General features: G+C 61.5%; 25 protein-coding genes and 2 pseudogenes. 17 read left to right on the top strand and 10 right to left on the bottom strand.

Going from position 1 to position 26,020, the window contains the following annotated elements; translation table 11 throughout:
* Window position 1: 1 nt before the first annotated feature.
* Together I4X03_RS18965 and I4X03_RS18960 are read left to right on the top strand one after the other, a co-directional pair.
* The gene (locus I4X03_RS18965) at window positions 2–787 is read left to right on the top strand and encodes a TrmH family RNA methyltransferase (protein ID WP_223469818.1); all 786 of its coding nucleotides are present in this window, start codon (window positions 2–4) and stop codon (window positions 785–787) included.
* A gap of 55 nt (window positions 788–842) precedes the next feature.
* Window positions 843–2,039, top strand: a complete 1,197-nt coding sequence (locus tag I4X03_RS18960; RefSeq protein ID WP_223469817.1) for an EAL domain-containing response regulator — start codon at window positions 843–845, stop codon at window positions 2,037–2,039.
* Between the two features lie 88 nt (window positions 2,040–2,127).
* Here the strand turns inward: I4X03_RS18960 and I4X03_RS18955 are convergent.
* The 3 genes and pseudogenes from I4X03_RS18955 to ppsR all read right to left on the bottom strand — a co-directional run.
* A pseudogene (locus tag I4X03_RS18955) lies at window positions 2,128–2,301 on the bottom strand (kinase/pyrophosphorylase); the annotation flags it as partial.
* A 252-nt stretch (window positions 2,302–2,553) separates the two neighbouring features.
* A pseudogene (locus I4X03_RS18950) lies at window positions 2,554–2,673 on the bottom strand (kinase/pyrophosphorylase); the annotation flags it as partial.
* A 198-nt stretch (window positions 2,674–2,871) separates the two neighbouring features.
* Window positions 2,872–3,720, bottom strand: a complete 849-nt coding sequence (gene ppsR, locus I4X03_RS18945; protein WP_223469816.1) for a posphoenolpyruvate synthetase regulatory kinase/phosphorylase PpsR — start codon at window positions 3,718–3,720, stop codon at window positions 2,872–2,874.
* A gap of 192 nt (window positions 3,721–3,912) precedes the next feature.
* On the opposite strand from ppsR, the gene ppsA reads away from it, so the two are divergent.
* On the top strand, window positions 3,913–6,351 hold the full coding sequence (gene ppsA, locus I4X03_RS18940; RefSeq protein ID WP_223469815.1) for a phosphoenolpyruvate synthase: 2,439 nt from the start codon (window positions 3,913–3,915) through the stop codon (window positions 6,349–6,351).
* Between the two features lie 57 nt (window positions 6,352–6,408).
* Here ppsA and I4X03_RS18935 read toward each other — a convergent pair whose 3' ends face one another.
* Window positions 6,409–7,428, bottom strand: coding sequence for an alpha/beta hydrolase family protein (locus tag I4X03_RS18935; RefSeq protein WP_223469814.1), 1,020 nt, complete (start codon window positions 7,426–7,428; stop codon window positions 6,409–6,411).
* A 200-nt stretch (window positions 7,429–7,628) separates the two neighbouring features.
* Between I4X03_RS18935 and I4X03_RS18930 the strand changes: the two genes are divergently transcribed.
* Genes I4X03_RS18930 through I4X03_RS18915 form a run of 4 tightly spaced genes read left to right on the top strand, consistent with a single transcriptional unit; the run spans window position 7,629 to window position 10,181 of the window.
* Window positions 7,629–8,051, top strand: coding sequence for an NfeD family protein (locus I4X03_RS18930; RefSeq protein WP_223469813.1), 423 nt, complete (start codon window positions 7,629–7,631; stop codon window positions 8,049–8,051).
* A 21-nt stretch (window positions 8,052–8,072) separates the two neighbouring features.
* The gene (locus I4X03_RS18925) at window positions 8,073–8,990 is read left to right on the top strand and encodes an SPFH domain-containing protein (RefSeq protein ID WP_223469812.1); all 918 of its coding nucleotides are present in this window, start codon (window positions 8,073–8,075) and stop codon (window positions 8,988–8,990) included.
* Between the two features lie 2 nt (window positions 8,991–8,992).
* Window positions 8,993–9,355 carry a hypothetical protein gene (locus tag I4X03_RS18920; protein ID WP_223469811.1) on the top strand — a complete coding sequence of 121 codons (363 nt, stop codon included), beginning with the start codon at window positions 8,993–8,995 and terminating at the stop codon, window positions 9,353–9,355.
* Window positions 9,356–9,374: 19 nt separating this feature from the next.
* Window positions 9,375–10,181: an SDR family oxidoreductase gene (locus I4X03_RS18915; protein WP_223469810.1), complete on the top strand. Its 807-nt coding sequence runs from the start codon at window positions 9,375–9,377 to the stop codon at window positions 10,179–10,181.
* 717 nt (window positions 10,182–10,898) lie between these two features.
* Here the strand turns inward: I4X03_RS18915 and I4X03_RS18910 are convergent.
* Window positions 10,899–13,079 (bottom strand): TonB-dependent receptor, encoded by a 2,181-nt coding sequence (locus tag I4X03_RS18910; RefSeq protein WP_223469809.1) that lies wholly within the window; start codon window positions 13,077–13,079, stop codon window positions 10,899–10,901.
* Window positions 13,080–13,191: 112 nt separating this feature from the next.
* Here I4X03_RS18910 and I4X03_RS18905 point away from each other — a divergent pair, with 112 nt between their 5' ends.
* From I4X03_RS18905 to lepB, 3 genes are all read left to right on the top strand, one after another.
* Complete coding sequence (locus tag I4X03_RS18905) at window positions 13,192–14,352, top strand: PepSY-associated TM helix domain-containing protein (RefSeq protein ID WP_223469808.1); 1,161 nt, start codon at window positions 13,192–13,194, stop codon at window positions 14,350–14,352.
* The gene (locus tag I4X03_RS18900) at window positions 14,349–14,516 is read left to right on the top strand and encodes a hypothetical protein (RefSeq protein WP_223469807.1); all 168 of its coding nucleotides are present in this window, start codon (window positions 14,349–14,351) and stop codon (window positions 14,514–14,516) included. The genes I4X03_RS18905 and I4X03_RS18900 overlap by 4 nt, the downstream gene beginning before the upstream one ends.
* Window positions 14,517–14,591: 75 nt before the next feature.
* Window positions 14,592–15,263: a signal peptidase I gene (gene lepB / locus I4X03_RS18895; protein WP_223469806.1), complete on the top strand. Its 672-nt coding sequence runs from the start codon at window positions 14,592–14,594 to the stop codon at window positions 15,261–15,263.
* On the opposite strand, the gene I4X03_RS18890 is transcribed toward lepB, so the two are convergent.
* Window positions 15,264–16,376 (bottom strand): TIGR03118 family protein, encoded by a 1,113-nt coding sequence (locus I4X03_RS18890; protein ID WP_223469805.1) that lies wholly within the window; start codon window positions 16,374–16,376, stop codon window positions 15,264–15,266. It lies immediately after the preceding gene.
* 204 nt (window positions 16,377–16,580) lie between these two features.
* Between I4X03_RS18890 and I4X03_RS18885 the strand changes: the two genes are divergently transcribed.
* Window positions 16,581–17,768: a multidrug effflux MFS transporter gene (locus tag I4X03_RS18885; protein WP_223469804.1), complete on the top strand. Its 1,188-nt coding sequence runs from the start codon at window positions 16,581–16,583 to the stop codon at window positions 17,766–17,768.
* Window positions 17,769–17,839: 71 nt separating this feature from the next.
* Here I4X03_RS18885 and smpB read toward each other — a convergent pair whose 3' ends face one another.
* Window positions 17,840–18,289: an SsrA-binding protein SmpB gene (gene smpB, locus I4X03_RS18880; protein WP_223469803.1), complete on the bottom strand. Its 450-nt coding sequence runs from the start codon at window positions 18,287–18,289 to the stop codon at window positions 17,840–17,842.
* Window positions 18,290–18,362: 73 nt separating this feature from the next.
* Between smpB and I4X03_RS18875 the strand changes: the two genes are divergently transcribed.
* Together I4X03_RS18875 and I4X03_RS18870 are read left to right on the top strand one after the other, a co-directional pair.
* The gene (locus tag I4X03_RS18875) at window positions 18,363–18,794 is read left to right on the top strand and encodes a type II toxin-antitoxin system RatA family toxin (protein WP_223469802.1); all 432 of its coding nucleotides are present in this window, start codon (window positions 18,363–18,365) and stop codon (window positions 18,792–18,794) included.
* Entirely contained in the window at window positions 18,787–19,080 is a 294-nt protein-coding gene (locus I4X03_RS18870) for an RnfH family protein (RefSeq protein WP_223469801.1), read from the top strand. The genes I4X03_RS18875 and I4X03_RS18870 overlap by 8 nt, the downstream gene beginning before the upstream one ends.
* 116 nt (window positions 19,081–19,196) lie before the next feature.
* On the opposite strand, the gene I4X03_RS18865 is transcribed toward I4X03_RS18870, so the two are convergent.
* Window positions 19,197–19,712 (bottom strand): DUF4124 domain-containing protein, encoded by a 516-nt coding sequence (locus I4X03_RS18865; protein WP_223469800.1) that lies wholly within the window; start codon window positions 19,710–19,712, stop codon window positions 19,197–19,199.
* Window positions 19,713–19,866: 154 nt separating this feature from the next.
* Between I4X03_RS18865 and guaB the strand changes: the two genes are divergently transcribed.
* The 3 genes from guaB (at window position 19,867) to I4X03_RS18850 (ending at window position 24,527) form a co-directional block, all read left to right on the top strand.
* Window positions 19,867–21,327 carry an IMP dehydrogenase gene (gene guaB, locus I4X03_RS18860; RefSeq protein ID WP_223469799.1) on the top strand — a complete coding sequence of 487 codons (1,461 nt, stop codon included), beginning with the start codon at window positions 19,867–19,869 and terminating at the stop codon, window positions 21,325–21,327.
* A gap of 93 nt (window positions 21,328–21,420) precedes the next feature.
* The gene (gene guaA / locus I4X03_RS18855; protein WP_223469798.1) at window positions 21,421–23,031 is read left to right on the top strand and encodes a glutamine-hydrolyzing GMP synthase; all 1,611 of its coding nucleotides are present in this window, start codon (window positions 21,421–21,423) and stop codon (window positions 23,029–23,031) included.
* Window positions 23,032–23,324: 293 nt separating this feature from the next.
* A complete protein-coding gene (locus I4X03_RS18850; protein ID WP_223469797.1) occupies window positions 23,325–24,527 on the top strand; it encodes a tyrosine-type recombinase/integrase in 1,203 nt (400 codons plus the stop codon).
* Between the two features lie 11 nt (window positions 24,528–24,538).
* On the opposite strand, the gene I4X03_RS18845 is transcribed toward I4X03_RS18850, so the two are convergent.
* Window positions 24,539–24,796 (bottom strand): helix-turn-helix transcriptional regulator, encoded by a 258-nt coding sequence (locus I4X03_RS18845; protein ID WP_223469796.1) that lies wholly within the window; start codon window positions 24,794–24,796, stop codon window positions 24,539–24,541.
* A gap of 194 nt (window positions 24,797–24,990) precedes the next feature.
* Window positions 24,991–25,224, bottom strand: a complete 234-nt coding sequence (locus tag I4X03_RS18840; RefSeq protein ID WP_223469795.1) for a helix-turn-helix domain-containing protein — start codon at window positions 25,222–25,224, stop codon at window positions 24,991–24,993.
* Window positions 25,225–25,669: 445 nt separating this feature from the next.
* Here I4X03_RS18840 and I4X03_RS18835 point away from each other — a divergent pair, with 445 nt between their 5' ends.
* Entirely contained in the window at window positions 25,670–25,942 is a 273-nt protein-coding gene (locus I4X03_RS18835; protein WP_370660532.1) for a DUF5710 domain-containing protein, read from the top strand.
* The last annotated feature ends 78 nt before the right edge of the window (window positions 25,943–26,020 follow it).

Genomic DNA, 26,020 nt, shown 5'->3' with positions numbered 1-26,020 from the left:
CATGAAAACCATTACGTCGCGCGAGAACCCGCTGTACAAGGAACTCAAGCACCTGGCCACGAGCTCGCAGGCGCGCCGCAAGGCCGGCCGCACGCTGCTCGACGGCGTCCACCTGAGCCAGGCCTGGCTCGACATGCGCGGCGCGCCGCTGCAATGCATCGTCAGCGAAAGCGCGCTGGCCAACCCCGAGGTAGCCGACATCGTCATGCGCTGCGAGACCCAGCATGCGCACGTCACCGCGCTGCCGGACGCGCTGTACAACGCCGTCAGCCAGGTCGAGCATGGCGTCGGCCTGATGTTCCTGATCGAGACACCGGCCAGCGAGATGCCGGCCAGCCTGACCGTCAATGCGGTCTTGCTCGACAACGTGCAGGACCCGGGCAATGTCGGCTCGATCCTGCGCAGCGCGGCCGCCGCCGGCATCAAGCAGGTGTTCTGCAGCAGCGGCACCGCGTTCTGCTGGTCGCCCAAGGTGCTGCGCGCGGCGATGGGCGCGCACTTCGTGGTGGATATCCATGAAAACGTCGATCTCGCGTCCTTGATCGCGCCATCGACAATTGCCGTTCTGGCTACCAGCGGCTATGCCACCACGCGCGTCTACGACGCCGACTTGCGCCAGCCGGTGGCCTGGATTTTCGGGCACGAAGGGCAGGGCGTCGCCGACGACCTGCTGTCGATGGCCACCCAGCAGGTCGTTATCCCGCATTTGGGCCAGATTGAATCGCTAAATGTTGCGGCTTGCGCAGCAGTTTGCTTCTTTGAGCAGGTCAGGCAGATTCAGGCATAGACGACGGCCTGATCTGAGGGTAACCTCTTGGGATAGAGCAACAGTGGAGTAAAGAGTGGACATCGCCCATTTGCATTTTTTGGTAGCCGAGGCGGATCAGGCCCAGCGTCTCGCGGTCGTGGACATGCTCGGCAAGCTGGGCGCAAGCCAGGTTTCCGAGGTTCCCGACGGACATTCAACCCTGCGGTTTTTGAATGAATCGTTCGCGCCGGCGGTGGATATCGCCGTCGTCGACCTGTCGCTGCCGGGCATGGACGGGCTGGAACTGATCCGCACGCTGGCGGGAATGAACTGCCGCACCCGTGTGATTGTGGTCGGCGCGCAGCCAACGAACCTGCTGTTCTCGGTCGAGACGATGGCGCAGGCGTACGGGCTTGACCTGCTGGGAACCATTGCCAAGCCGGTGACTGTCGCTCGCTTGCAGGCGCTGATCGAAAATTACGTGCCGCCCAAGCAGCGCAGCGAGCGTCCGCGCGGTCCGACCTTCTCCTTCTCCGATATCGGTATTGGCTTGCAGGCGCGCCAGTTCGAGCCGTTTTTCCAGCCGAAGATCGAGCTGGCCACCGGCCAGGTCAAGGGCCTGGAAGCGTTCGCGCGCTGGGAGCATCCGGAGCACGGCGTACTGGGGCCGCTGGCGTTCATCGACGCGCTCGAGCAGCACAACCGCATCGACTTCCTCGACTGGACCATGATCGAAAAGTCGGTCGAACGCTGCCGCGAGTTTCAGGACAAGGGCACGCCGATTCCGATTTCGATCAACCTCGCTTACGAGACGCTGGCGCATGCAGGATTCATCCAGCAGATCACCGCGTGCATCCAGCGCCACCGCGTGCTGCCGGACTATATAACCTTCGAGATGCCCGAGTCGTCGGTGCTGACCACTGACCCAACCTTCCTGGAGCGGCTGGTGCGCTTGCGGATGATGGGCTTCGGACTGGCGATTGACGATTACGGCACCGGCAGGTCGAATTTGCAGCTGTTGGCGCGAGTGCCGTTCTCCGAGCTGAAGATCGACCGCAGCTTTGTCGACGGCGCCTCGAAAAAGCGGGCGCTGGGGACGGTGCTGAGTTCATGCCTCGGGCTGGCGCGCAGCCTGGACCGGATGTCGGTGGCCGTCGGCGTCGAGACCAAGCAGGATTGGGACTTTTTGCAGGGGCTGGGGTGCACCTACGCGCAGGGGTATCACATCGCCAAGCCGATGAAGGCGGACGCCTTCCCGGGCTGGCTGGAGGATTGGCGGCATTTCTTCTGACGCGTCACTCCCGTGAAAACGGGAGCCCATGCCGCATGCGAGTATTGGGCGAAGTAGGGGTTCCCGCCTTCGCGGGAACGACGGAGCGTCAGTAGTCGCGGCGATCCGGCTTGATTTCCTGCAGGATCGTCGTAGCGATCTCCTCGATCGACTTGGTGGTCGACGACAGCCACCTGATTCCTTCGCGTTTCATCATCAGCCACACTTCGTTCACCTCATAGCGGCAGTTCTCAATCGACGCGTACTTGCGGCTGGTGCGCTTGCGGATGATGGGCTTCGGGCTGGCGAGTGCCGTTCTCCGAGCTGAAGATCGACCGCAGCTTTGTCGACGGCGCCTCGGGCTGGCTAGAGGATTGGCGGCATTTCTTCTAACGCGTCGCTCCCGTGAAAACGGGAGCCCATGCAGCATGCGAGTATTCGGCGAAGTAGGGGTTCCCGCCTTCGCGGGAACGACGGAGCGTCAGTAGTCGCGGCGATCCGGCTTGATCTCCTGCAGGATCGTCGTCGCGACCTCCTAGACCGACTTGGTGGTCGACGACAGCCACCTGATTCCCTCGCGTTTCATCATCAGCTCCGCTTCGTTAACCTCATAGTGGCAGTTCTCAATCGACGCGTACTTGCGGCTGGTGCGCTTGCGGATGATGGGCTTCGGACTGGCGAGTGCCGTTCTCCGAGCTGAAGATCGACCGCAGCTTTGTCGACGGCGCCTCGGGCTGGCTGGAGGATTGGCGGCATTTCTTCTGACGCGTCGCTCCCCTGAAAACGGGAGCCCATGCAGCATGCGAGTATTCGGCGAAGTAGGGGTTCCCGCCTTCGCGGGAACGACGGAGCGTCAGTAGTCGCGGCGATCCGGCTTGATCTCCTGCAGGATCGTCGTAGCGATCTCCTCGATCGACTTGGTGGTCGACGACAGCCACCTGATTCCTTCGCGTTTCATCATCAGCTCCGCTTCGTTCACCTCGTAGCGGCAGTTTTCAATCGACGCGTACTTGCTGCCCGCGCGGCGCTCGTGCCGGATCTCCGACAAACGCTCCGGCGTGATGCTCAACCCGAAAATCTTGTGCCTGAAGGGCGGCAGCGACGACGGCAGCTTGCCGCGCTCGAAGTCGTCCGGGATCAGCGGGTAGTTGGCCGCCTTGATCCCGTACTGCATCGCCAGGTACAGGCTGGTCGGCGTCTTGCCCGAGCGTGACACGCCGACCAGAATCACATCGGCGTCCGACAGGTTCTTGTGCGACTGCCCGTCATCGTGCGCGAGCGAGAAGTTGATCGCCTCGATGCGGTTCTTGTATTCCTCGCTGTCGACGATGTTGTGCGAGCGGCCGACCGTGTGGGTCGACTTGAGCCCGAGCTCCTGCTCCAGCGGCGCCACGAAGGTCTGGATCAGGTCCATATGCATGCCGTCGGCCTGGCGGATCACCTGCGACAGGTCGTGCTTGACCAGGGTCGAAAAGACGATCGGGCGCTGACCATCAAGATTGACCGCTTCGTTGATCTTGCGCTTGGCGTCGTAGGCCTTGTCCAGGGTGTCGATGAACGGCAGGCGGACCTGGCGGAACTTCATTTCGAACTGCGTCAATACGGCGTGCCCGAAGGTTTCGGCCGTGATGCCGGTGCCGTCCGAGACGAAAAAGACGGTGCGCGCCGACGTCGGCAGAGGGGGGCGGGTTTCTGTGGTCATTGTGTGATCTGCATCCGATGCTGCCAATGTTTCAAGGTTGTGCGCTGTAAATTACCCGCACAGGCTGTAAAATGCTTTGCAACGGATTCAATTGTGCTGCACGACGCCAAGAATAACAAGAATACCGGGCGGCCCGGAGTTGGGTAGCACTGCTTTACGCGAAGATTTCTATCATCAGTAAGGGTATTTACCATGACCAACTTGTCTAACGCTGCATTGAAGGAGCCCGGTCAGGCCGATTCAAGCGTATATGTCGCTTCATTTGAAGAATTGCGCATGACGGATGTCGAATCCGTCGGCGGCAAGAACGCTTCCCTCGGGGAGATGATCAGCCAGCTGGCGCACGCCGGCGTGCGGGTGCCGGGCGGCTTTGCCACCACGGCGCAGGCGTTCCGCGACTTCCTCCATTACAGCATCGACGGCGGCGCATCGCTGGGCGAGCGCATCGCCACCCGCCTTGAAGGCCTCGACATCGACGACGTGCGCTCGCTGGCCGTGGCCGGCGCCGAGATCCGCAAGTGGATCGTCGAAACGCCGTTCCAGCCGCGCCTCATGAAAGAGATCCAGGAATTCTACGACCGCCTGGTCGCCGATTCCAGCACCGAGATGTCGTTCGCCGTGCGTTCCTCCGCGACCGCGGAAGACCTCCCGGACGCATCGTTCGCGGGCCAGCAGGAGACCTTCCTGAACGTGGTCGGCATCGACAACATCCTCGAAGCGATGAAGCACGTGTTCGCGTCGCTGTACAACGACCGCGCGATCTCGTACCGCGTGCACAAGGGCTTCACCCACGCCGAAGTGGCGCTGTCGGCTGGCGTGCAGCGCATGGTCCGCTCGGACCTCGGCGCCGCCGGCGTGATGTTCACCATCGATACCGAGTCCGGCTTCAAGGACGTGGTATTCGTCACCTCCAGCTATGGCCTGGGCGAGACGGTGGTGCAGGGCGCGGTCAACCCGGACGAATTCTACGTTCACAAGCCAATGCTCGAACTGGGCAAGCTGCCGGTCATCCGCCGCAATATCGGCTCGAAGCTGATCAAGATGGAATTTACCAACGAAGCAAAGGCTGGCCGTTCGGTAAAAACCGTCGACGTGCCGATCGAGATGCGCAACCGCTATTCGCTGAACGACGCTGAAGTCGTCGAGCTGGCGAAGTATGCCGTCATCATCGAGAACCACTACGGCCGCGCGATGGACATCGAGTGGGGCAAGGATGGCCGCGACGGCAAGCTGTACATCCTGCAGGCGCGCCCGGAGACGGTCAAGTCGCAGCAGAAGGCGACCGACGCGCAGCAGCGCTTCAAGCTCAAAGGCACCGGCACCGTGCTGACCTCCGGCCGCGCGATCGGCCAGAAGATCGGCGCCGGGCCAGTGCGCGTGATCACCGACCCGTCGGAGATGGAACGCGTCCAGCCGGGCGACGTGCTGGTGGCCGACATGACCGATCCGAACTGGGAGCCGGTCATGAAGCGCGCATCGGCGATCGTGACGAACCGCGGCGGCCGTACCTGCCACGCGGCGATCATCGCGCGCGAACTGGGTGTGCCTGCCGTTGTGGGCTGCGGCGACGCGACCGAACTGCTCAAGGACGGCACGTTTGTTACGGTATCGTGCGCCGAGGGCGACGAAGGCCGGGTCTACGACGGCTTGCTGGAGACCGAAGTGTCGGAAGTGGCGCGCGGCGAGCTGCCACCGCTGAAGACCAAGATCATGCTCAACGTCGGCAACCCGCAGCTGGCATTCGACTTCCAGTCGGTGCCGAATGCGGGCGTTGGCCTGGCGCGCCTTGAGTTCATCATCAACAACAACATCGGCGTGCACCCGAAGGCCATTCTCGAGTACCCGAACATCGATGCGGACCTGAAGAAGGCAGTGGAGTCGGTCGCGCGCGGCCATGCTTCGCCAAAGGCGTTCTACGTCGACAAGCTGGCCGAAGGCATCGCCACCATCGCGGCGGCGTTCTGGCCGAAGCCGGTCATCGTACGCCTGTCCGACTTCAAGTCGAACGAGTACAAGAAGCTGATCGGCGGTTCGCGCTACGAGCCGGACGAAGAAAACCCGATGCTCGGCTTCCGCGGCGCGGCGCGTTACCTGGCCGCCGACTTCGCCGGCGCATTCGAAATGGAATGCGCGGCGATGAAGCGCGTGCGTAACGACATGGGCCTGACCAACGTCGAGATCATGGTGCCGTTCGTGCGTACCGTTGGCCAGGCAGAAAAGGTTGTCGACCTGCTGGGCAAAAATGGCCTGAAGCGCGGCGAGAACGGCCTGCGCCTGATCATGATGTGCGAAGTGCCGTCGAACGCCATCCTGGCTGACGAATTCCTCAAGCACTTCGACGGCTTCTCGATCGGTTCCAACGACCTGACCCAGTTGACGCTGGGCCTGGACCGCGACTCGGGGATGGCGTTGCTGGCAGCCGACTTCGACGAGCGCGACCCGGCCGTCAAGGCGATGCTGTCGATGGCGATCAAGGCCTGCCGCGCGCAGGGCAAGTACATCGGCATCTGCGGCCAGGGCCCATCGGACCATCCGGACTTCGCCGCATGGCTGATGGACGAAGGGATCGAGTCGATGTCGCTCAATCCTGACTCGGTGGTGGAGACCTGGCAGAAGCTCGCGGCGATGTAAGCATTCCGCGTGTCTGCCAAGAGCCCCGCTGCCGGTAACGGTCGCGGGGCTTTTTAATTATTTGGCTTGGACGAACCAGTCCAGGGCTGTACGCTGAACCGCATCGAGCGTATCGAGGGTGCTCGCGCCGCCCGGGCGCAAGCTGTGGTCCCCGTCCGCTACCCGCTTGACCGTTAGATCGCGGCCCGCGCCGAGCAGTTTGGCGACTGCGACCTCTTGGGACAGCGCCGGTACCGCGCTATCGCTCGTGCCCAGCGCGAGATAGATCCGAGCCCTGCTCCTTAGCAGCTGCTCGCCAGGATCGACGCGAAAGAACGACGTCCACCGCTTGTGCGGATGTCCCCACGCGAACCTGGTTGAACTGTGCGGATCCGCACTGATGTCGCGCGCCGTGCTCTCCAGCGCCGCAAGGCAGCGCGACACATCGAAACAGGTGCGGTACGCCTGGGCGAAAAAGTCATACAGCTGGGTGGTGCCCGAGCCGCTGATCGCAATCACATCGGTAACGCGCTTATCGCTGGCGGCCAGCATCGTGGCCATGACAGCCCCTTCGGACATGCCCAGCACCAGCGTGCGCTGCTGATCCGCCCACGGCGACCGGCGCGCATCCGCCAGGCCTGCCTGCAATGCCTTCAGCCAGCCCTCGGCGGTGAAATCCTCATTGAACTGGCGACTGCAGGCGGTGGCTGTTCCAGAGGAATCTGTGGTTTCCTCCCCGGAGAATGGCTTTTCTACGGCGACAACCGTAAATCGTCCGTCGCTTGCAAAAGGGACGAGGTTGAAAATGGTGCTGTAGGCAGCCCCGGCTTGCTTGTTGAGAACGCGAGCGCAGCCGGAACCCTGGACCATCAGAAGTATTGGCGCGGTGCCTGCCCGCGGACGGCTGATGTAATAGGTGATGCTGCGCCCGGAATCATCCTGGATCGTCTTGCGGGCGAAAGGGGTGCCGGGGACCGCTCCATCTTGCATGTCGCCGCGGGCAACCGCAGTCTGGATAGCGCCGGTTCCAAATGCCATGACAAAGAGTGCCTGGACGAGCAGCCGATTCCGCATTCCGTTTCCTTTTAACTTATCCATTGAATGGCGCCACTTTAGAACAATCTCTTGGTCAAAAGCCGGGATATTGACTCTTCGCCGAAATTCGATACACTACAGACATCAATCCAGCGAATCCAATATTATAAAAAACTTATACCATCGCTTCATGAGCCCTCGTTGCCTTTACTGGTTTCGGGGGCTTTTGTGTTTTGAAATAGCCGAAATCGAGGGAGGCTGTAATGACTGACTGGGTGTGGTGGCTGATCATAGCCGGTGTATTGGTGGTGTTTGAAATGTTCACCGGTACTTTCTATTTGCTGATGATCGCGGTTGGGCTGGCGTTTGGCGCGCTGGCGGCGCTGGCCGGCGTGTCGCTGCCAATGCAGATCATCATCGCGGCGGTCGTCGGCCTGATCGCAACCGCCGTGCTGCACCGCAGCCGCTTTGGCAGTCCTGCCAAGCGCGATCCCGCGCGCGACCATAACGTGAACATCGATATTGGCCAACGCCTCGACGTCGACCAATGGCAGGGCGGCCGGGCCCGCGTGATGTATCGCGGGGCGCTGTGGGATGTCGAACTGGGGCAGGGCGCGATCGCCGAAGCCGGCAATTTCAAGATCGTCGAAGTGCGGGGCAGCCGGCTCATCGTCGCAAATTCATAATCATCACTGAAAGAGGTCACCATGGAAGTCTTTGGAAGCGTAGCGACCGTGCTGTTCGTCGTCGCACTGGTATTTGTTTTTAAGACGATCAACGTGGTGCCGCAGCAGCACGCATGGGTGGTCGAACGACTCGGCAAGTACCATGCGACGCTGTCACCTGGTTTGAACATCGTGATCCCGTTTATCGACCGCATCGCCTACAAGCACTCGCTCAAGGAGATTCCGCTCGATGTTCCGCCGCAGGTCTGCATCACGCGCGATAACACGCAACTGCACGTCGACGGCATCTTGTACTTCCAGGTGACCGATGCGATGCGCGCGTCGTACGGCTCGTCCAACTATCTGCAGGCGATCACCCAGCTGGCGCAGACCACGCTGCGTTCGGTCATCGGCAAGATGGAGCTGGACAAGACGTTTGAAGAGCGTGACCACATCAACGTCACGATCGTCAATGCGATCGATGAATCGGCCGCGAACTGGGGCGTGAAGGTGCTGCGCTACGAGATCAAGGACCTGACGCCGCCGCAGGAGATCCTGCACGCGATGCAGGCGCAGATCACGGCGGAGCGCGGCAAGCGTGCGCTGATCGCTGCGTCGGAAGGGCGCCAGCAGGAGCAGGTCAATATCGCCACCGGCGAACGCCAGGCGGCAATCGCCCGCTCGGAGGGCGAGAAGCAGGCATCGATCAATCGCGCCGAAGGCCAGGCCAAGGCCATCGTGGCGCTGGCTGAGGCTAATGCCGACGCGCTGCGCCAGATCGGCGCGGCGATCCGCGAACCGGGCGGTGCCGAGGCGGTCAACCTGAAGGTGGCGGAGCAGTACGTGCACGCCTTCGAGAACCTCGCCAAGACCAACAATTCGATCATCGTGCCGGCGAACCTCTCGGATATGAGCGGATTGATCGCAAGTGCCATGCAGATCGCGAAAGCCCAGAAGTAGGCATGGCCGCGGCGAAGGCATGGCCGATACTGTCACTCCTGCTGTTCATCACGGTAGCCGAGAGCTTTGTCGCCACAGTGGCAAAAGACCGGCCGAACATGGCCGTGATGGTATTGCTAGGCCTGGTTTTCAACTTTGTCTCGTTCGTCTGGTATTGCCGCGACAGCGACGCCGCAGGTTACCGGCGCTCGCTCGGGCTGAATATCGCCGTGATTCTGCTGGGCCCCTTTGCGGTCGCATATTATCTGCTGCGCAGCCGTCCTAAGGGATTCAGGGTGCGAGCGATCTTTGGCCTGCTTGGCTTCATTGTCCTGGTAGCGCTCGCGTCGGCGCTTGGCACGATCGCTGGCGCGGCCGTTGCATAGTCATTCAAAGGGAACGTCAATGAAAGTGATCGTCATTACCGGCGCGTCGGACGGAATTGGCGCCGAAATGGCTCGCCAGCTGGCCCATACGCATGGCAGCGGCGTGGCGCTCGTACTGGCGGCACGTAGCGAGTCGATGCTGGCGCAAGTGTCCGGCCAATGCGAGGCGCTCGGCGCGCAGTCGCTTGTCGTGCAAACTGACGTCACCGTGCAAGAGCAGTGCAATCGCCTGGTGGCCGCGGCAATCGAGCGCTTTGGACGCATCGACGCATTGATCAATAACGCTGGCCGATCCGCACACGCGCTGTTCGAGGAGGTGGCGGACCTGGGCTGGTATGAGGAGCTTATGCGCATCAACCTGTGGGGCAGCGTATGGTGCACGCACGCCGCGTTGGCGCACCTGAAGGCGTCGAAAGGTTCGATTGTGGCCGTGTCGTCGATTGTCGGGCTGGTCGGCGTTCCTGGCAGGACCGCATATGCGGCGACCAAATTTGCGATGACGGGGTTTTTCGAGACGCTGCGCATGGAGCTCAAGGGCGCTGGAGTGAGTGTGACGACCGCCTATCCAGGCGTGGTGGCGACCAAGGTACGGGTGCGGGGATTTAATGCGGAAGGCAAGCCCGCAGGCGTGAGCAAGCTGAAAGAAGATGACGCGATGAGCGTGGAAGAATGCGCGCGCCTGATCATCGACGGGATGAATCGGCGCGAGCGCGAGGTGGTGATGACCGCCAAGGCGAAGCTTGGGCGGTTCCTGAAGCTGGTCGCGCCGGGTGTGGTCGAAGATATGGCGCTTGCGGCCGTGAAGGACGACGCCAAGCCTCGCTAACGTCGTTCCCGCGCAGGCGGGAACCCATAGTTCGCGTTATTAGCGCATTCAGTGTAGGTTCCCGCTTTCGCGGGAACGACGTCGAGAGTTCTACGGATGAGGAGTGCGCCTCGCACGAGGTAGCCCGCGCCGGGTGTGGTCGAAGACATGGCGCTAAACCTCGCTAACGTCGTTCCCGCGCAGGCGGGAACCCATAGTTCGCGTTTTTAGCGCACTCAGTATAGGTTCCCGCTTTCGCGGGAACGACGTCAAGAGTTCTACGGATGAGGAGCGCGCCCTGCACGAGGTAGCCCGCGCCGGGTGTGGCTAAACCTCGCTAACGTCGTTCCCGCGCAGGCGGGAACCCATAGTTCGCGTTCTTAGCGCACTCAGTATAGGTTCCCGCTTTCGCGGGAACGACGTCAAGAGTTCTACGGATGAGGAGCGCGCCTCGCACGAGGTAACCCGCGCCGGGTGTGGTCGAAGACATGGCGCTAAACCTCGCTAACGTCGTTCCCGCGCAGGCGGGAACCCATAGTTCGCGTTCTTAGCGCACTTAGTATAGGTTCCCGCTTTCGCGGGAACGACGGTAAGAGTTCTACGGATGAGCCGTGCGCCTCGCAGGAGGTAGACCGCGCCGGGTGTGGTCGAAGACATGACGCCAAACCTCGCTAACGCAGTTCCCGCGCAGGCGGGAACCCATAGGTCGCGTTCCATGCCCACTCGCGGGAACCACGTTTAGAAGTCTACGGATGCGGAGACGACGACCGTGCGCGGTGCGCCTTGCACAAGGTAGCCCGAACCCGGGAAACCGCCGGCCGATGCCCAGTAGTCCTTGCCGGTAGCGTTATCGACGCGGGCGCGCAGGGTCACTGCGCGGTCTGCAATGCGCATCGCGTAGCTGGCGCCCAGGTCAAGGCGCGCCCATGACGGCAATTCCTGCGTGTTGGCGCCGTCAGCGTACTGGCTGGCGGTGTACAGCGTGCGCGCCGTCAGCGTCAGGCCGTCGATGCCCGTCACATCCCATTCCGCGCCCAGGTTCAGCTGCGTTTCCGGCACGCCAATGGCATCCTTGCCCTGGTTGACGGCGCCCGCCGTCACGCGCTGCTCGGCGTCGAGCAGGGTCAGGCCGCCAAGCAGGCGCACGCCGCGTGCCGGGGTGCCGAACACCGACAGCTCGAAGCCGCGGTTACGCTGTTCGCCATACACGCCAAAGCGGCGGTCGATCACGTACGCCGATGGCTGCGACGTGGTGAACAGCGCGGCGCTCATTCCCAGTTTGCCCGAGTCATACTTGACGCCGACTTCCTTCTGCTTCGAGGTGAACGGTGCAAATGCTTCGCCCACATTGTCGATGTTGGTGCCGGATGCGACCGGACCTTGCTGCAGGCCCTCGATGTAATTTGCATAAACCGAGACGCCCGGCCACGGCTTGTAGACGATGCCGGCGACCGGCGTGACCTCGCTCTGGTCGTACGCGGCGTTCTCGGCGCCGGTGTTGTAGTCGTAGCTGTAGGCCCTGATCGTCTGATGGCGTGCGCCAACCGTGACCAGCAGTTTGCCGCCCGCCAGTTCCATGGTGTCGGCCACGGCATAGCTGGACAGAACAGACTTCTGCGTCAGCAGCGGGTTGTTCATGTCGCCGCCCGTGAAGAAGTTGGCTGCCGGCGCTGCAACATCGACTGGACGATTCAGGTTGGTGGCGAAGCCGGTGAAGAAGTCGCTCATCGCATAAGCGTTGCGCGATTTTTGCGAGAAGCCCGACGCAGTTGCGCTGAGCGTGTGGCCAATCGCGCCGGTGCGCAGCCTGCCGCGGATGCCGACTTCGGCGGTGCGCACATGATCGACCCGCGCATTGTCGAAGCGGTACATGATCGCGCTGCCGTCGGCGCGGCCGACCGTCGGCGCGGCCAGAATATTGAACTCGTCGCCTGAACGCACGCCGAACGCGCCCCACGCCACGGTGTCGGTGCCGACGTCGATTTCACCGCGCAGGGTGCCGAAGGTGTCGCGCTCGGTCGATGTGGTCCACGGCTGCGCCCAGTTGCTGGTGCCTTTGGGCGCCGCCGGCACCGGAATGCCTGCGGCGAGCGTCACGCTTGGCCGCGCGTTGTCGAGCGTGTGGTCCTGATAGCCGGCGTCGGCGGATACGCGCACGTTGGTGCCGCGGTAGTCCAGGCCAACCGAGAACAGGCTCAGTTCACGCTGTTCGCGGTCGACCGCGGTGTCGCCTTTGCGCTTGGCCGCGTTGACGCGGATGCCGGCGCGGTCTTGCGGGCCGAAGCGGCGTCCGATGTCGGCTGCCGCGTACGCCTGGCCGCCGCTTTCGACGCCCGCCGTGAACTGGGTCAGCGGCGTGTTGGCAGCGCGCTTCGGCAGCAGATTGATCGAGCCGCCGATGCCGCCGCCGCCAGGTGCGGCGCCGTTGACGAAGCTGTTCGCGCCGCGGAATACCTCGACGCGTTCGAGCAGCTCGGAGGCGACGAACTGGCGTGGCAGCAGGCCGTACAAACCGTTGTAGGCCAGGTCGTCCGAGTTGACCGCAAAGCCGCGGATCACATACAGCTCCTGGTAATTGCCGAAGCCGCGCGCCACGCGGACCGACGGATCGTTCTGCAGCACGTCGGCGACACTGCGCGCCTGCTGGTCCTGGATCAGGGCCTGCGTGTAGTTAGTCGTGTTGAACGGGCTGTCCATCACATCCACGTTGCCCAGCAAGCCAAGGCGCCCGCCGCGCGCTACCTGGCCACCCGCGTAGGAGGACGGCAGCCCTTGCGCCGACGCGTCGGCCGACGCACTGATCACGACCGTTGGCATGACGGCCGGCTCGCCAGGTGCGCTTTGGGCGTGGGCAATGGTGCTGGTGGCGATCAGGGCGGCAATGGCGACAGGCGAGAGCTTGAAGGGCAGGGTGTGCATGAACGTGTCTTTACAGTGATGAGAATGATTCTCATTGTAATCCGGAAAAGCTAGCTTGTAAATGAGAACGATTTGCATTAACATCTGCTGATCTATTCTTGCGATATCCCTGATGACTCCTGTTACCGTCCGCCGCTGGGCATGGATCCACAAATGGAGCAGCCTGGTCTGCACCGTTTTCATGCTGCTGCTTTGCCTGACCGGGCTTCCGCTGATCTACCACCATGAGATCGGCCACCTGCTGGGTAACGATGTCGAAGCCCCGGCGATGCCGCCCGGCACTGCCATGGCTGACCTCGATGACGTCATCGCCGCCGGCAAGGCGATGTATCCCGGGAAGATCATGATGTATATGTCGCAGGAGATGGGCGAGCCAGAAATCTGGAACGTGACCCTTGGCGACCATCCGAACGACGAGAACTACAAGCCGATCGCGGTCGACGCGCGCACAGCGAAAGTGATCACCGAGCCGGCATTCGAGGGCGGGCCGTTCATGTCGACGATGTTCCGCCTGCATGTCGACCTGTTCGCTGGCCTCTACGGCAAACTGTTCCTGGGGTTGATGGGATTGCTGCTGCTGGTGGCGCTGGTATCTGGCACGGTGCTGTACTCGCCGTTCATGCGCAAGCTCGAATTCGGCACGGTGCGGCGCGAACGTTCGGCGCGCACCAAGTGGCTCGACCTGCATAACATGCTTGGCATCGTCACGCTGGTGTGGGCGCTGGTGGTGGGCGCCACCGGCATGATCAATACCTGGGCTGACGTGCTCCTGAAGTACTGGCAGGCGACCGAGCTGGCCGAGATGGTCAAGCCTTACCAGGGCATGGGCGCGCCGGCAAGGCTGGCGTCGATGGAGCGCGCGGTCAAGCTGGCGCTGGCCTCCGAGCCGGGCATGGAAGTCGGCTTCGTCGCGTTCCCTGGCACGCCGTTCGCCACGCCGCATCACTACGGCGTCTTCATGCGCGGGAATGAAGCGTTTTCATCTCGCCTGTACAGGCCCGTGCTGATCGACGCGCAGACCGGCGAGTTGACCGATCGCCGCACGCTGCCGTGGTACCTGACCGCGCTGCTGGTGTCGCAGCCGCTGCACTTCGGCGACTACGGCGGGCTGTGGATGAAGTTCCTGTGGGCGATGCTCGATATCGCCACCATCATTGTCCTGGGCAGCGGCTTGTACCTGTGGGTGAAGCGTTCGCGGACCGCGAAGGCCAATGCCGCGGCGCCATCCGGGCCCGCGCCGCAAGTGGCCTACGCACGCAAGGAGGCGCGATGAAGCAGCCGGCGCAAAGGATCTGGGGCGCACCTATCCTATTCGGTGTGCTGACCACGGTGGGGCTGATCTCCGCACTGCTCGGCGACGGCATATGGGATGCGCTGTCGGCGCTGGCGCTTGGCATTCCGGTCGCCGCGTGCGCCTGGTATGGCTTGAAGCGCTGACCGGCGCGGGTCTTAAGCTTGGTTAAAGATTAACTGCGTATAACTGCGGCATACCAACAACAGATGGGGCCTGAAATGAAAAGCTGGATCACCGCAAACAAGGGATTCCTGATGTTCCTCGTCCTCTTCGGTGTGTTTCGCACCGCGGTGGCGGACTGGAATCCGATCCCGTCGGGTTCAATGCGGCCCAATCTGCTGGAGGGCGACGTGGTCTTCGTCAACCGGCTCGCGTACAACCTCAAAGTCCCGCTGACGGACGTGGTGCTGGTGCGGCTTGGGGACCCGGCGCGCGGCGACGTGGTGACGTTCAGCTCTCCGAAAGACGGCACGCGCATGATCAAGCGGCTTGTCGCGGTGCCCGGCGACGTGGTCGAGATGCGCAATGAACGCCTGGTGATCAATGGACGCGAGGCCGGATACGACATGGTAGGAACGGTGTCCGAGCAGGTCGGGTCGACCACGACCCGCACCACCGCGTTCCAGCTGACCGAAACCACCGACGGCGAGCAGCGTGCGATCCTGGTCATGCCGGAGATTAGCGCAGCGCGCACGTTTGGCCCGGTGACCGTGCCCGAAGGCCAGTACATGATGTTGGGCGATAACCGCGATAACAGTTCGGACTCGCGCTTCATCGGCTTTGTGCCGCGCGAACTGCTGATTGGACGGGCCGAGCGCGTGCTGGTCTCGGCCGACATCAAGGGCGACTGGATGCCGCGCGGGTCGCGCTTCCTGATGGCGCTGGACTAACTACTCGATGTCCTGGACGTCGGCCTGGGTGTCATCCCGGGCCACGTCGATGCGGCCGTACAGGCCGTGCGCCTGGTTGCCTGGTCCGGCGGTGAAGAACAGCGTGTTGAGTGGCTGGTGATTGACGCCGTTGCCGAACGCGAGGCCCCACAAGCCATCGATGCGCAGCGGCTCGCGGTCGGTGCCGCGCAGGCGGCCGGCGAAGCGGCCATTGGCGATGTCGTAGGCATTGATGGCGCCGTCGCCGAAGTTTGCCACCAGCAGCCGGTTGCCGAATTTACCGAAGCTGGCCGGCGCCAGCGCCAATCCCCATGGCGCATTGAGTGCGCCGCGCGTGATCAGGCGGCGCACGAATTCGCCGGTGGGACTGAACACCGACACCAGCCCGAGGCCGCGGCCGGCCAGTTCGCGGCCGTGATCGGCATCCTGCTTCGCGTAGGTCACGTAGATGTCGCCGCCGATGGCTTGGATGCCGAAGGGTGCGAAGCCGTGCGGCAGGTGCGGGTCATGGAAGGCGCGCGCGGGCAGCACGACCGGCTGGAACGCGGCGTCGAAGACGTCGATGCGGGCGTTGTGGAAGTCGGTCGCGTAGAGCAGGGCGCCCTGGCCGTTGGCGCCGAGGGCCAGCCCCTTGTAGACCGTGCCCAGTGGCGTGTTGTCGATCACCCGGATGGCGTTGGTGAAGTCGACGTTGGGCGCCCAGCCGGAAATCACCCCGTCTTCGCCGGCGAAGATAAACCGGCTCGGGCCCGACGAACTGCCGTTGCTGACCACGAAACCGCCGCCGCCATAGAACACGATGCCGGTCGGCTGGCCGCGCGCGGTGGACCCGGCCGGCGGCGGGATCGCCACCACCAGCGACTGAGGATGGCCGTCGCCATCGTACAGGGTCGACAGGCCGCTGCCCTCGCCGGAAACCCACACGAAGCCGAATGGATTGAAGGCGATGCCCCAGGCGTTGACCAGGTTCGGGTCGAGGTTCCCGGCACCCAAAGCGGCAACGTCCGCCACCAGCTTGCGCACCTCGTAATAGTAGGGAACATGCACGATTGGCAACTCGACTCGGACTGGCAAGGGCTGCGTCCCGGTCAGGTGGCGGAGGAAGGCGTTCATTTTGGCTACTCCTGCTTGATCAAGTCAGACGGACACATCCGTGATGATCGTCCCCGATTCGCCAAGCCGCGTTGAGATCGCATAAGAATCGACTCCGGTTTGCCGATAGAAATAGCTTGGCGGTCAGTAATATTTCCCAATTCCCGGTAAAATCCTGCCCTCGAATGGCGCGCGGATGCGATGCCGAATACCAAAAGGCGTGGCATGCAGCGACTGTTTACCGTAATTCTGGCTCTCCTCGGCATGGTGGGGGCGTTGGCGATCGACACCTACCTGCCAACATTCCCCGCCATTGGCCGCGAGTTCGGCGTTGGATCGCTGGCCGTGCAGCAGACGCTCAGCGTGTTCCTGTTCACCTTCGCGTTCATGATGCTGTTCTACGGCACGCTGTCCGACTCGTTCGGACGCCGCCCGGTGATTCTGGTGGCGCTGACTGTGTACACCCTGTCGTCGCTGGGCGCGGCGTTTGCGCCGACCTTCGGGTGGCTGATGGTCTGCCGCGCGCTGCAAGGGCTTGCGGCGGGCGCCGGGTCGGTGATTGGCCAGGCCATCGTGCAGGACCGGTTCTCGCATGACCAGTCGCAAGCGCAGCGGATCATGTCGCACATCATGATGGTATTCGGGCTGGCGCCGGCGATTGCACCCATCCTCGGCGGCTGGCTGCACGTGACGTTTGGCTGGCGTTCGACGTTCATCTTCCTGGCCGTGTTCGGCGCGCTGCTGATTGCGCTGGTGTATCGCATGCTGCCTGAAAGCCTGCCGAAAGCCCAGCGCCATGCCTTCCATGGCGTGGCCATCGCCAGGAACTATCTCAAGGTCTTGAAGAATCCGCAGTTTTTGCTGCTATCGCTGGCGGTGGGGCTGTCGTTCGGCGGGCTGTCGCTCTACATTGGCTCGGCGGCGAACTTCGTGCTGGAGATTTTGCGTTTGCCCGAGACCGCGTTCGGCTGGCTGTTCGTGCCGCTGATCAGCGGGATGATAATTGGCTCGGCGTGGGGCGGCAAGAAGGCCGACAAGATCAAGCCGGCGCACATGGTCTGGATTGGTTTTGGCGTGATGGCGCTGGCCAGCGTGATCAACGTCGGCTACAACTCGCTGTTCGCCGCGGACATTCCGTGGGCCGTATTGCCGCTGATCGTGTACACGTTTGGCCTGGCGGTCGCGATGCCGGCGATCCAGGTTGGTGCGCTGGCGCTGTTCCCGGACAACCGCGGGCTGGCCTCATCGATGCTGTCGTTCATCCAGATGATGGCGTTCGCGCTGGTATCTGGATTGCTGGCGCCGGTGCTATTCGAAAGCGCGCTCAAGCTGGCGTGGGGCGTGCTGGCCTTGCTCGTAGCCAGCTTCGCCTGCTGGCGCCTCAGCCTGCGGGTACAAGCCGCGCCGAAATAGTTCCAAAATGGTGGTCTGTCCCCGATTTTGGAATGTTTTGAATACTGCGCGCGTCGGGGAGCTGCTTGCGCTTAGCGGGTGTTTTGCTTCATCGCGCTGGAGACTTCACGCTTGGCGTCGCGGTCTTTCTCGGTGGCGCGCTTGTCGTGCTGCTTCTTGCCCTTGGCGAGGCCAATCTCGCATTTGACCCGTCCGCCCTTGAAGTGCAGATTGAGCGGCACCAAGGTGTAGCCCGAGCGCTCGACCTTGCCGATCAGCTTGTCGATCTCGCTGCGATGCAGCAGCAACTTGCGCGTGCGGATGGCTTCCGGGTGGCTGAAGGCCGACGCGGTGTTGAGGGCGCTGACGTGTGCGCCGAACAGGTACAGTTCGTCGCCACGTACAACGACGTAGGCTTCCTTGATCTGGACTCGCGACTCGCGGATGGCTTTGACTTCCCATCCTTCCAGCACAATGCCGGCCTCGTAGCGGTCTTCGATGAAGTAGTCGTGGAATGCTTTTCTGTTGTCTGCAATGCTCATGGAATAGCGAAATGGCGCGGTTCGGTTAAACTACTAATGCAACTTATCCAACATCATAACAAACGGCTGACTCATGGCAGTAGTGCACAAAACAGTTTTTCTGGGTTATAGCGCAGAACAGATGTTCGACCTCGTGGCGAACGTCGATGATTATCCGAAATTCCTGCCCTGGTGCGGCGGGGTGAAAGTCCTTGAACGGACCGAGGATACCCTGGTCGCCTGCGTGGCGATCCATTTCCACGGCGTGCGCCAGAGCTTTACTACCCGCAACCACAATATGCGTCCGACCCAGATGAAAATGAAGCTGGTCGATGGCCCTTTCAAAGTCATGGACGGCACCTGGACCTTCAAGGCGCTGCGCCCCGATGCCTGCAAAGTCGAATTCGACCTGCATTATGAGTTTTCGAGCATTATCCTCGAGCAACTCATCGGGCCGGTGTTCGGCATGATCGCCAATAGTATGGTCGATTCCTTCTGCAAGCGCGCCGAAACCGTGTATGGCTGATCTCATCAACGTGCAGCTGTGCTACGCAGCGCCGTTGCGGGAGTACTTTCGCGCGCTTTCCGTCGCCCGCGGCACCACGATCGAGCAGGCGATACGCCAGAGCGGTGTGCTGCAGGATCTCCCTGGCGTCGACCTGGCAGCCCAGCCAGTGGGTATTTTCGGCAAGAAGCGGCCGCTCGATACCGTTTTGCGCGAACATGACCGCATCGAGATTTACCGGCCGCTGGTGGCCGATCCAAAAGAGTCGCGCCGCAGGCGCAGCGAGAAAAAGGCCGCCGCTGCCTGAGCTGTAGAGCTACCTGGCCATCGGTTTCGTGCGGGCTGTCTGTGGATGGCAGGGGTGCCCGCATGGCCGCGGACTGGCCTGGACTTTAACGCTGTCGCCGCCGTAGCGCTGCATGATCACCGGCAGGCGCTCAGCACCTTGTTCGTTTTGGCGCTGGCGGTCGCCCGCTCGGCATCGCTCATGAATGCGCGCTCGCCGGTTTTACCTACCGTGCCGATGCGCTCGCCCGATTCGAGCTGCGCCTTGTATTCGCGCGCCGCGGCGCACTGGTCGGCCATCGCGGCTTTCGCCTGTGCCTCGGCTGCCGCCTTTTTGTCGGCCGCGGCCTTGTCGCTGGCGCGCTTGTTGAACTCGACATTGCGGTCAGCCACCGTCGGCGGCGCTGCCTTGGCACTTTCAGCAGCCGGTGCTGCGGGCGCTGCCGGCAGCAGGTCGCCCGGGGCAACCGCCACCATCGGCCGCCCTGGCGCCTTCAGGATGTTTCTGTCAGGGATGGATGAGGGCGGGGAGCGGTCGGAATACTGCTTGATCCCTTTCGCGTCGACCCATACATATTGCGCTTGTGCCAAGCCGGCGACGCAGGTAAGTGCAACGGTTGCCAGCAGGAGCGAGAAAGCGGTGGTGCGTTTCATCTGAAGTATTTCCTTAAAGAAGCTTTGTACTGATTTCCTCATGCCTGAGCCTGCCTGTCAACGAAGCTCTGCGCTTTTCGGTGGAAATGTTGGCTGCTGCAGACGGTCGCCTCGAACTTCTGTATAATTCGCTTTTGCGCCTATAGGAAATACTATGCGTCTACTTCAGAAAGCACTCACATTCGATGACGTGCTGCTCGTTCCGGCTTACTCGAACATCTTGCCAGCCGAAACATCCCTCAAAACACGTCTGACCCGTAATATTGCGCTCAACATTCCCTTGTTGTCGGCGGCGATGGACACGGTCACCGAAGCCCGCCTGGCAATTGCTATGGCGCAAGAAGGCGGCATCGGCATCATTCACAAAAATCTGGCCCCAAAAGACCAGGCTCGTGAAGTAGCGCGCGTCAAGCGTTTCGAGGCCGGCGTGCTGCGCGACCCGATCACGATTCCGCCAACCATGAAAATCCGCGACGTGATCGCGCTGACCGTTCAGTACGGCATCAGCGGTTTCCCTGTCGTTGAAGGCAACACCGTGGTCGGCATCATTACCAACCGCGACCTGCGTTTCGAAGAAGAACTCGACGCCGAAGTGCGCGCCAAGATGACTCCGCGCGAAAAGCTGGTGTTCGTCAAGGAAGGCGCCGATACCGCCGAAGCCAAGCGATTGATGAACAAGCACCGCCTTGAGCGCGTGCTGGTCGTCAATGACGAGTTCGAGCTGCGCGGCCTGATTACCGTCAAGGATATCCAGAAGTCGCACGAGCACCCGTTCGCATCGAAAGACGCGCTCGGCAAGTTGCTGGTCGGCGCGGCGGTTGGCGTGAGCCAGCGCGACGAAGAGCGCATCGAGCTGCTGGTCGCCGCTGGCGTGGACGTGCTGGTGGTTGACACCGCCCACGGCCACTCGCAGGGCATTCTCGACCGCGTGAAGTGGATCAAAACCAAATTCCCGCACGTTGACGTCATCGGCGGCAACATCGCCACGGCGGCAGCGGCGCTGGCGCTGGTTGAGAGCGGCGCCGACGCGGTCAAGGTCGGCATCGGCCCAGGCTCGATCTGCACCACCCGTATCGTCGCAGGCGTGGGCGTGCCGCAGATTACCGCGATTGCCAACGTGGCAGCGGCGCTGGAAGGCACCGGCGTGCCATGTATCGCCGACGGCGGCGTGCGTTTCTCGGGCGATGTATCGAAGGCGCTGGCGGCTGGCGCATCGACCGTCATGATGGGTTCGATGTTTGCCGGTACCGAAGAAGCACCGGGCGAAGTGATCCTGTACCAGGGCCGCAGCTACAAGTCGTACCGCGGCATGGGTTCGCTGGGCGCGATGGCCGATGGTTCGGCCGACCGCTACTTCCAGGATGCCGGTTCGCGCGTCGACAAGTTTGTGCCGGAAGGTATTGAAGGCCGCGTTGCCTACAAGGGCAGTGTGGTTGCGATCATCTACCAGCTGGTTGGCGGCGTGCGCCAGTCGATGGGCTACTGCGGTTGCGCCACCATCGACGAGCTGCGCGAGAAAGCGGAGTTCGTGGAAATCACCTCGGCGGGCATGCGCGAATCGCATGTCCACGACGTGCAGATCACCAAGGAAGCGCCGAACTACCGTTCGGAATAATAGTAGAAGCGTGGGCAGGATTCCTGCCCACGTTTGCATTCGCCCCATCGTTTCATGCGCCGCCCCGCGCGGCCATTTATTTAATCGGTCTCCATGCATTCTAAAATCCTCATCCTCGATTTCGGCTCCCAGGTAACCCAGCTGATCGCGCGCCGCGTTCGCGACGCCGGCGTGTTTTCAGAAGTTTTCCCGTACGACGTCAGCGACGAATTCGTGCGCAACTACGGCGCCGCCGGCGTAATTTTGTCGGGCAGCCACAATTCGACGCTCGAAGGCGACTCGCCGCGCGCGCCGCAGGCAGTATTCGAACTGGGCGTGCCAGTGCTGGGCATTTGCTACGGCATGCAGACCATGGCGGCCCAGCTGGGCGGCAAGGTTGAATCCGGCCTGGTGCGCGAATTCGGCTACGCCGAGGTGCGCGCGCGCAGCCACACCGCGCTGCTGAAGGGCATCAACGACTTCGTCACGGACGAAGGCCACGGCATGCTGAAGGTGTGGATGAGCCACGGCGACAAGGTGCTGGAAATGCCGCCGGGCTTCAAGCTCATGGGTAACACCGAAAGCTGCCCGATCGCCGCGATGGCCGACGAAGAGCGCCGTTTCTACGCGCTGCAGTTCCACCCGGAAGTAACGCACACCTCGCAGGGCAAGGCCATTCTCGGCCGCTTCGTGCACGAGATCTGCGGCTGCAAGTCGGACTGGAACATGCCGGACTACATTTCGGAAGCGGTGCAGAAGATTCGCGACCAGGTCGGCACGGATGAAGTCATCCTGGGCCTATCGGGCGGGGTCGATTCGAGCGTGGCTGCCGCGCTGATCCACCGCGCCATTGGCGACCAACTGACCTGCGTGTTTGTCGACCACGGCCTGCTGCGCCTGGACGAGGGCAAGATGGTGATGGATATGTTCGCCAAGAACCTCGGGGTAAAAGTGCTGCGCATCGATGCCGAAGACCAGTTCCTCGGCCACCTGGCTGGCGTTGCCGACCCGGAAGCCAAGCGCAAGATCATTGGCCGCGAATTCGTCGAAGTGTTCCAGGTCGAAGCGGGCAAGCTGAAGAACGCGAAGTGGTTGGCGCAGGGCACCATCTACCCGGATGTGATCGAAAGCGCGGGCAAGGGCAAGAAGGGCCAGACCATCAAGAGCCACCACAACGTGGGCGGCCTGCCGGAAACGCTGAACCTGAAGCTGCTCGAGCCGCTGCGCGAACTGTTCAAGGACGAAGTGCGCAAGCTGGGCGTGGCGCTCGGCCTGCCGCATGACATGGTTTACCGCCACCCGTTCCCTGGCCCGGGCCTGGGCGTGCGTATTCTCGGCGAAGTGAAGAAGGACTTTGCCGACCTGCTGCGCCGCGCCGATGCGATCTTCATCGAGGAGCTGCGCAAGACGCCGTGCGATATTCCTGCGCTGGAAAGCATCGACGCGGGCGAGGCGCCGAAGAATTGGTACGAAGCGACCAGCCAGGCGTTTGCTGTGTTCCTGCCGGTGAAGTCGGTGGGGGTGATGGGCGATGGCCGCACGTATGAGTACGTTGTTGCGCTGCGTGCAGTTCAGACGCTGGACTTCATGACGGCGCAATGGGCGCATTTGCCGCATAGCTTGCTGGGCAAAGTGTCGAACCGGATTATTAATGAAGTGCGCGGGATTAATCGCGTCGTTTATGATATTTCGGGTAAGCCGCCTGCGACGATTGAGTGGGAATAATTCCTGATTTGGCAAGAGCTGGCAAGCTCAGGCATTTGAAGTGACCGAAGCCCCTGATTTTCAGGGGCTTTTTCTTATTTGGCTCGGCAATATCAGGCAATGCCTGGCAAGGACAAGCAACAAAGTTTGATGGTATCGGACATGGTATCGATATTTGGCGGGTACTATCGCGCCATCAGTACCATGATGCCAAGGAGTCACCAATCATGGTATCGAATTCAAGTAAGTCTTTGAATTTAAAGAGGAAATGACTGTCAAAACAGGACTTCCCAATCATGGTATCGAGGTGCCCCATGCTGACCGATGCAGCGCTCAGAAATCTCAAGCCGAAGGACAAGGCATACAAGGTGGCAGACCGCGATGGCCTTTACGTCTGCGTGCTCAAGTCCGGCACGGTTTCGTTCCGCTACAACTACGCGATCAATGGACGCCAGGAGACGCTCGTCTTGGGCCGCTATGGCGGACCAGATGGGATCGTCCTTCGCGAGGCACGCGAACTTCTCTCAGATGCCAAGAAGATGCTGGCGGCACGGCGATCCCCAGCGCGCCAGAAATCGCTGACGCGGACTCGCAGGGAAGAGCAGGGCAACTTCGGCGCTTGGGCTGAGGAATGGCTGGCGAAATATACGATGGCCGAATCGACCAGGGACATGCGCCGGTCCGTCTACCGGCGTGACCTTGAGCGCCCGTTCGGCAGGCTTAAGCTTGAAGAAATCAGCGCCGACGAACTACGGCAGTTGTGCGACCAGATCCTGGCCCGCGGCGCTCCGGCGACTGCGGTTCATGTGCGAGAGATCGTCATGCTCGTGTTCCGATATGCCTGCGAACACGGGCATAAAGTGAGTAATCCGGCGTTGGAGGTAAGGCCGTCTTCGATTGCCCAGTTCAGGCCGCGCGAACGATCTCTTAGTCCCGAAGAGGTTGGTGTGATGTTTCGCTACCTGGAGAAGGTGCCAACGCTTCCGACGATTCGGCTGGCGATTAAGCTTCTTCTGCTAACCATGCTTAGGAAGACTGAAATGACCGAGGGCGAGTGGGGTGAGGTAAATTTCACCTCGGCAGTGTGGACAATTCCAGCAACGCGGATGAAGCGGCGTAACCCGCATAACGTTTATCTGTCGCAGCAGGCGCTTGATATTTTGGTGGCGCTCAAGACTTGCGCGGGCTCGTCAAGGTATCTATTTCCCTCCCGGTATGACAGCGATAAACCGATGAGCAAGGCGACTCTGAATCGCGTTACGGCAGCAATCGAGCAAGAGGCTGCAGCAGATGGTGTACCGCTCGCGCCATTCACGCCGCACGACTTCCGGCGCACGGCTTCCACCACCCTTCACGAAGGGGGATGGCAGTCGGACTGGATCGAGAAATGCCTGGCACATGAGCAGCGAGGGGTGAGGGCGGTGTACAACAAGGCAGAGTACGCTGACCAACGGCGCAGCATGATGCAAGCGTGGGCCGATATGATTGATACCTTGACTGCTGTTTCACCTGGCTAGTACTTGGAACTTCAGTCCGCAGCACCACTTCCCGGAGAAGCAAGCTGCATGGCGGTGGCCTTCTGCTTCGCTATCCATTCATCCACCTCGTCCAAATCCCAGCCAACGAGGCGCGGCGTGATGGCGAAGCGGCGGGGGAATTCGCCCCTTTTTTCCATGTCGAGAATGGTTCGCTCACACATCGGCACCTTTTGCAGCAGTTGGCGCCTGGAGATGATGACCTTTCCAGGGATGACCGATGCGATTGCTGCCGTCGTCGTATTCTTCATGTCGCGTGCCTTGTTAGGTTGCCGTTTTTTGATCTTGCGGCAATTCACTGCTAATGACACACGCGATTGGAGGTCGTTTCGGGCGGATAGCGCGAACAGTACTTATTACGCAAGTGGTATCAGGTCAGCTTGAGGCGAATGACCGTGACGACGCTGGCGCCATCGAAGATCGAGCGGCAAATGGCGTATCGCTGCTAGAGCGTGTCGGCAGCTTCGCGTTCGGTCTGTTCGATGAGTGTGCTGGGCAACACGTCAAGTGCTTGAGCGAGCTTGAATAGAACCCTAACTGTCGGCTGATTGATTCCTCGCTCGATCAGGCTGACAAAATTTCGCTCGACCCCAGCTTTGAGTGCTAATTGCTCCTGCGTTAATTGAGCAGATTTACGCGCGGCCTTCAGAACACGACCGAATGCGACAGCAGGATCCAATTTTTTCTCCCAATATATTGGGAGAATCGTCGCCTTAGGGTAGTATTATGTCTTCATCATATATTGGTAATTTGTCCGCGGTGCGCATGCCTGTGGCGCAAACACGCCGCTGCAAAAAAAAGTGAAAGAGTTCTTTACCGCACAAGAGGCAGCTGTTTTGTTCAAGGAGCATGCCCACTTTGAATTTCCCCCAACCGTCCCTGGGCAGCTGCTAGCGAAGCGAGGGGTGGAAAAGCGAAGCGGCAAGTCCACTCCGGCGCAATACCCAGTTGCTTATTGGGCGCTGTTGTGGTCCGACATGTTCGAGCGAGCCGTCGATCGGTGTAGATTCGAAGCTGATCTTCGGCCTCCCAAGCGAACAAGCGCGCCGAGCTTCCCAATTGGAGTTCCAGTAGCCCGAGCATCGAAAGTCCCAACCAGATCTAGATCTGTTCGATATATCGAGGTGAAGTACGCGGAGAAAGACGAGGCGAAAGCTGCGGGCGCCAGATGGGACCCTGAAGAGAAGAAGTGGTACATACCCGCGAACATGGATTCCAAGCGGTTTCGTTGGCCGCAGATTGCCGGTGCTGGATCTTCGAGCGTGGATGGACGCAAAAGCAAAAAGCCGGGCGTTAAATCACACGCCAACCGAAAGAAGTCGTTAGGCTATAAGTTGGACCGCCTGCAGCGGGAATTTGACGATCGCCTCGACCACGTACTCGCGAAAGATGATTAAGTGTAGTAGTTCCGATCTGATCTGACACATCGCAGTACGAAGGGTGGGGTTACCCGGTTTGATAGAGGTGCGAATCTT

It is taken from the genome of Massilia soli (genome assembly GCF_016809835.1).
GTDB lineage: Bacteria > Pseudomonadota > Gammaproteobacteria > Burkholderiales > Burkholderiaceae_D > Telluria_A > Telluria_A soli.
Note: the sequence above shows the minus strand (reverse complement) of the source record. Positions and strands in the feature narration are given on the sequence as shown.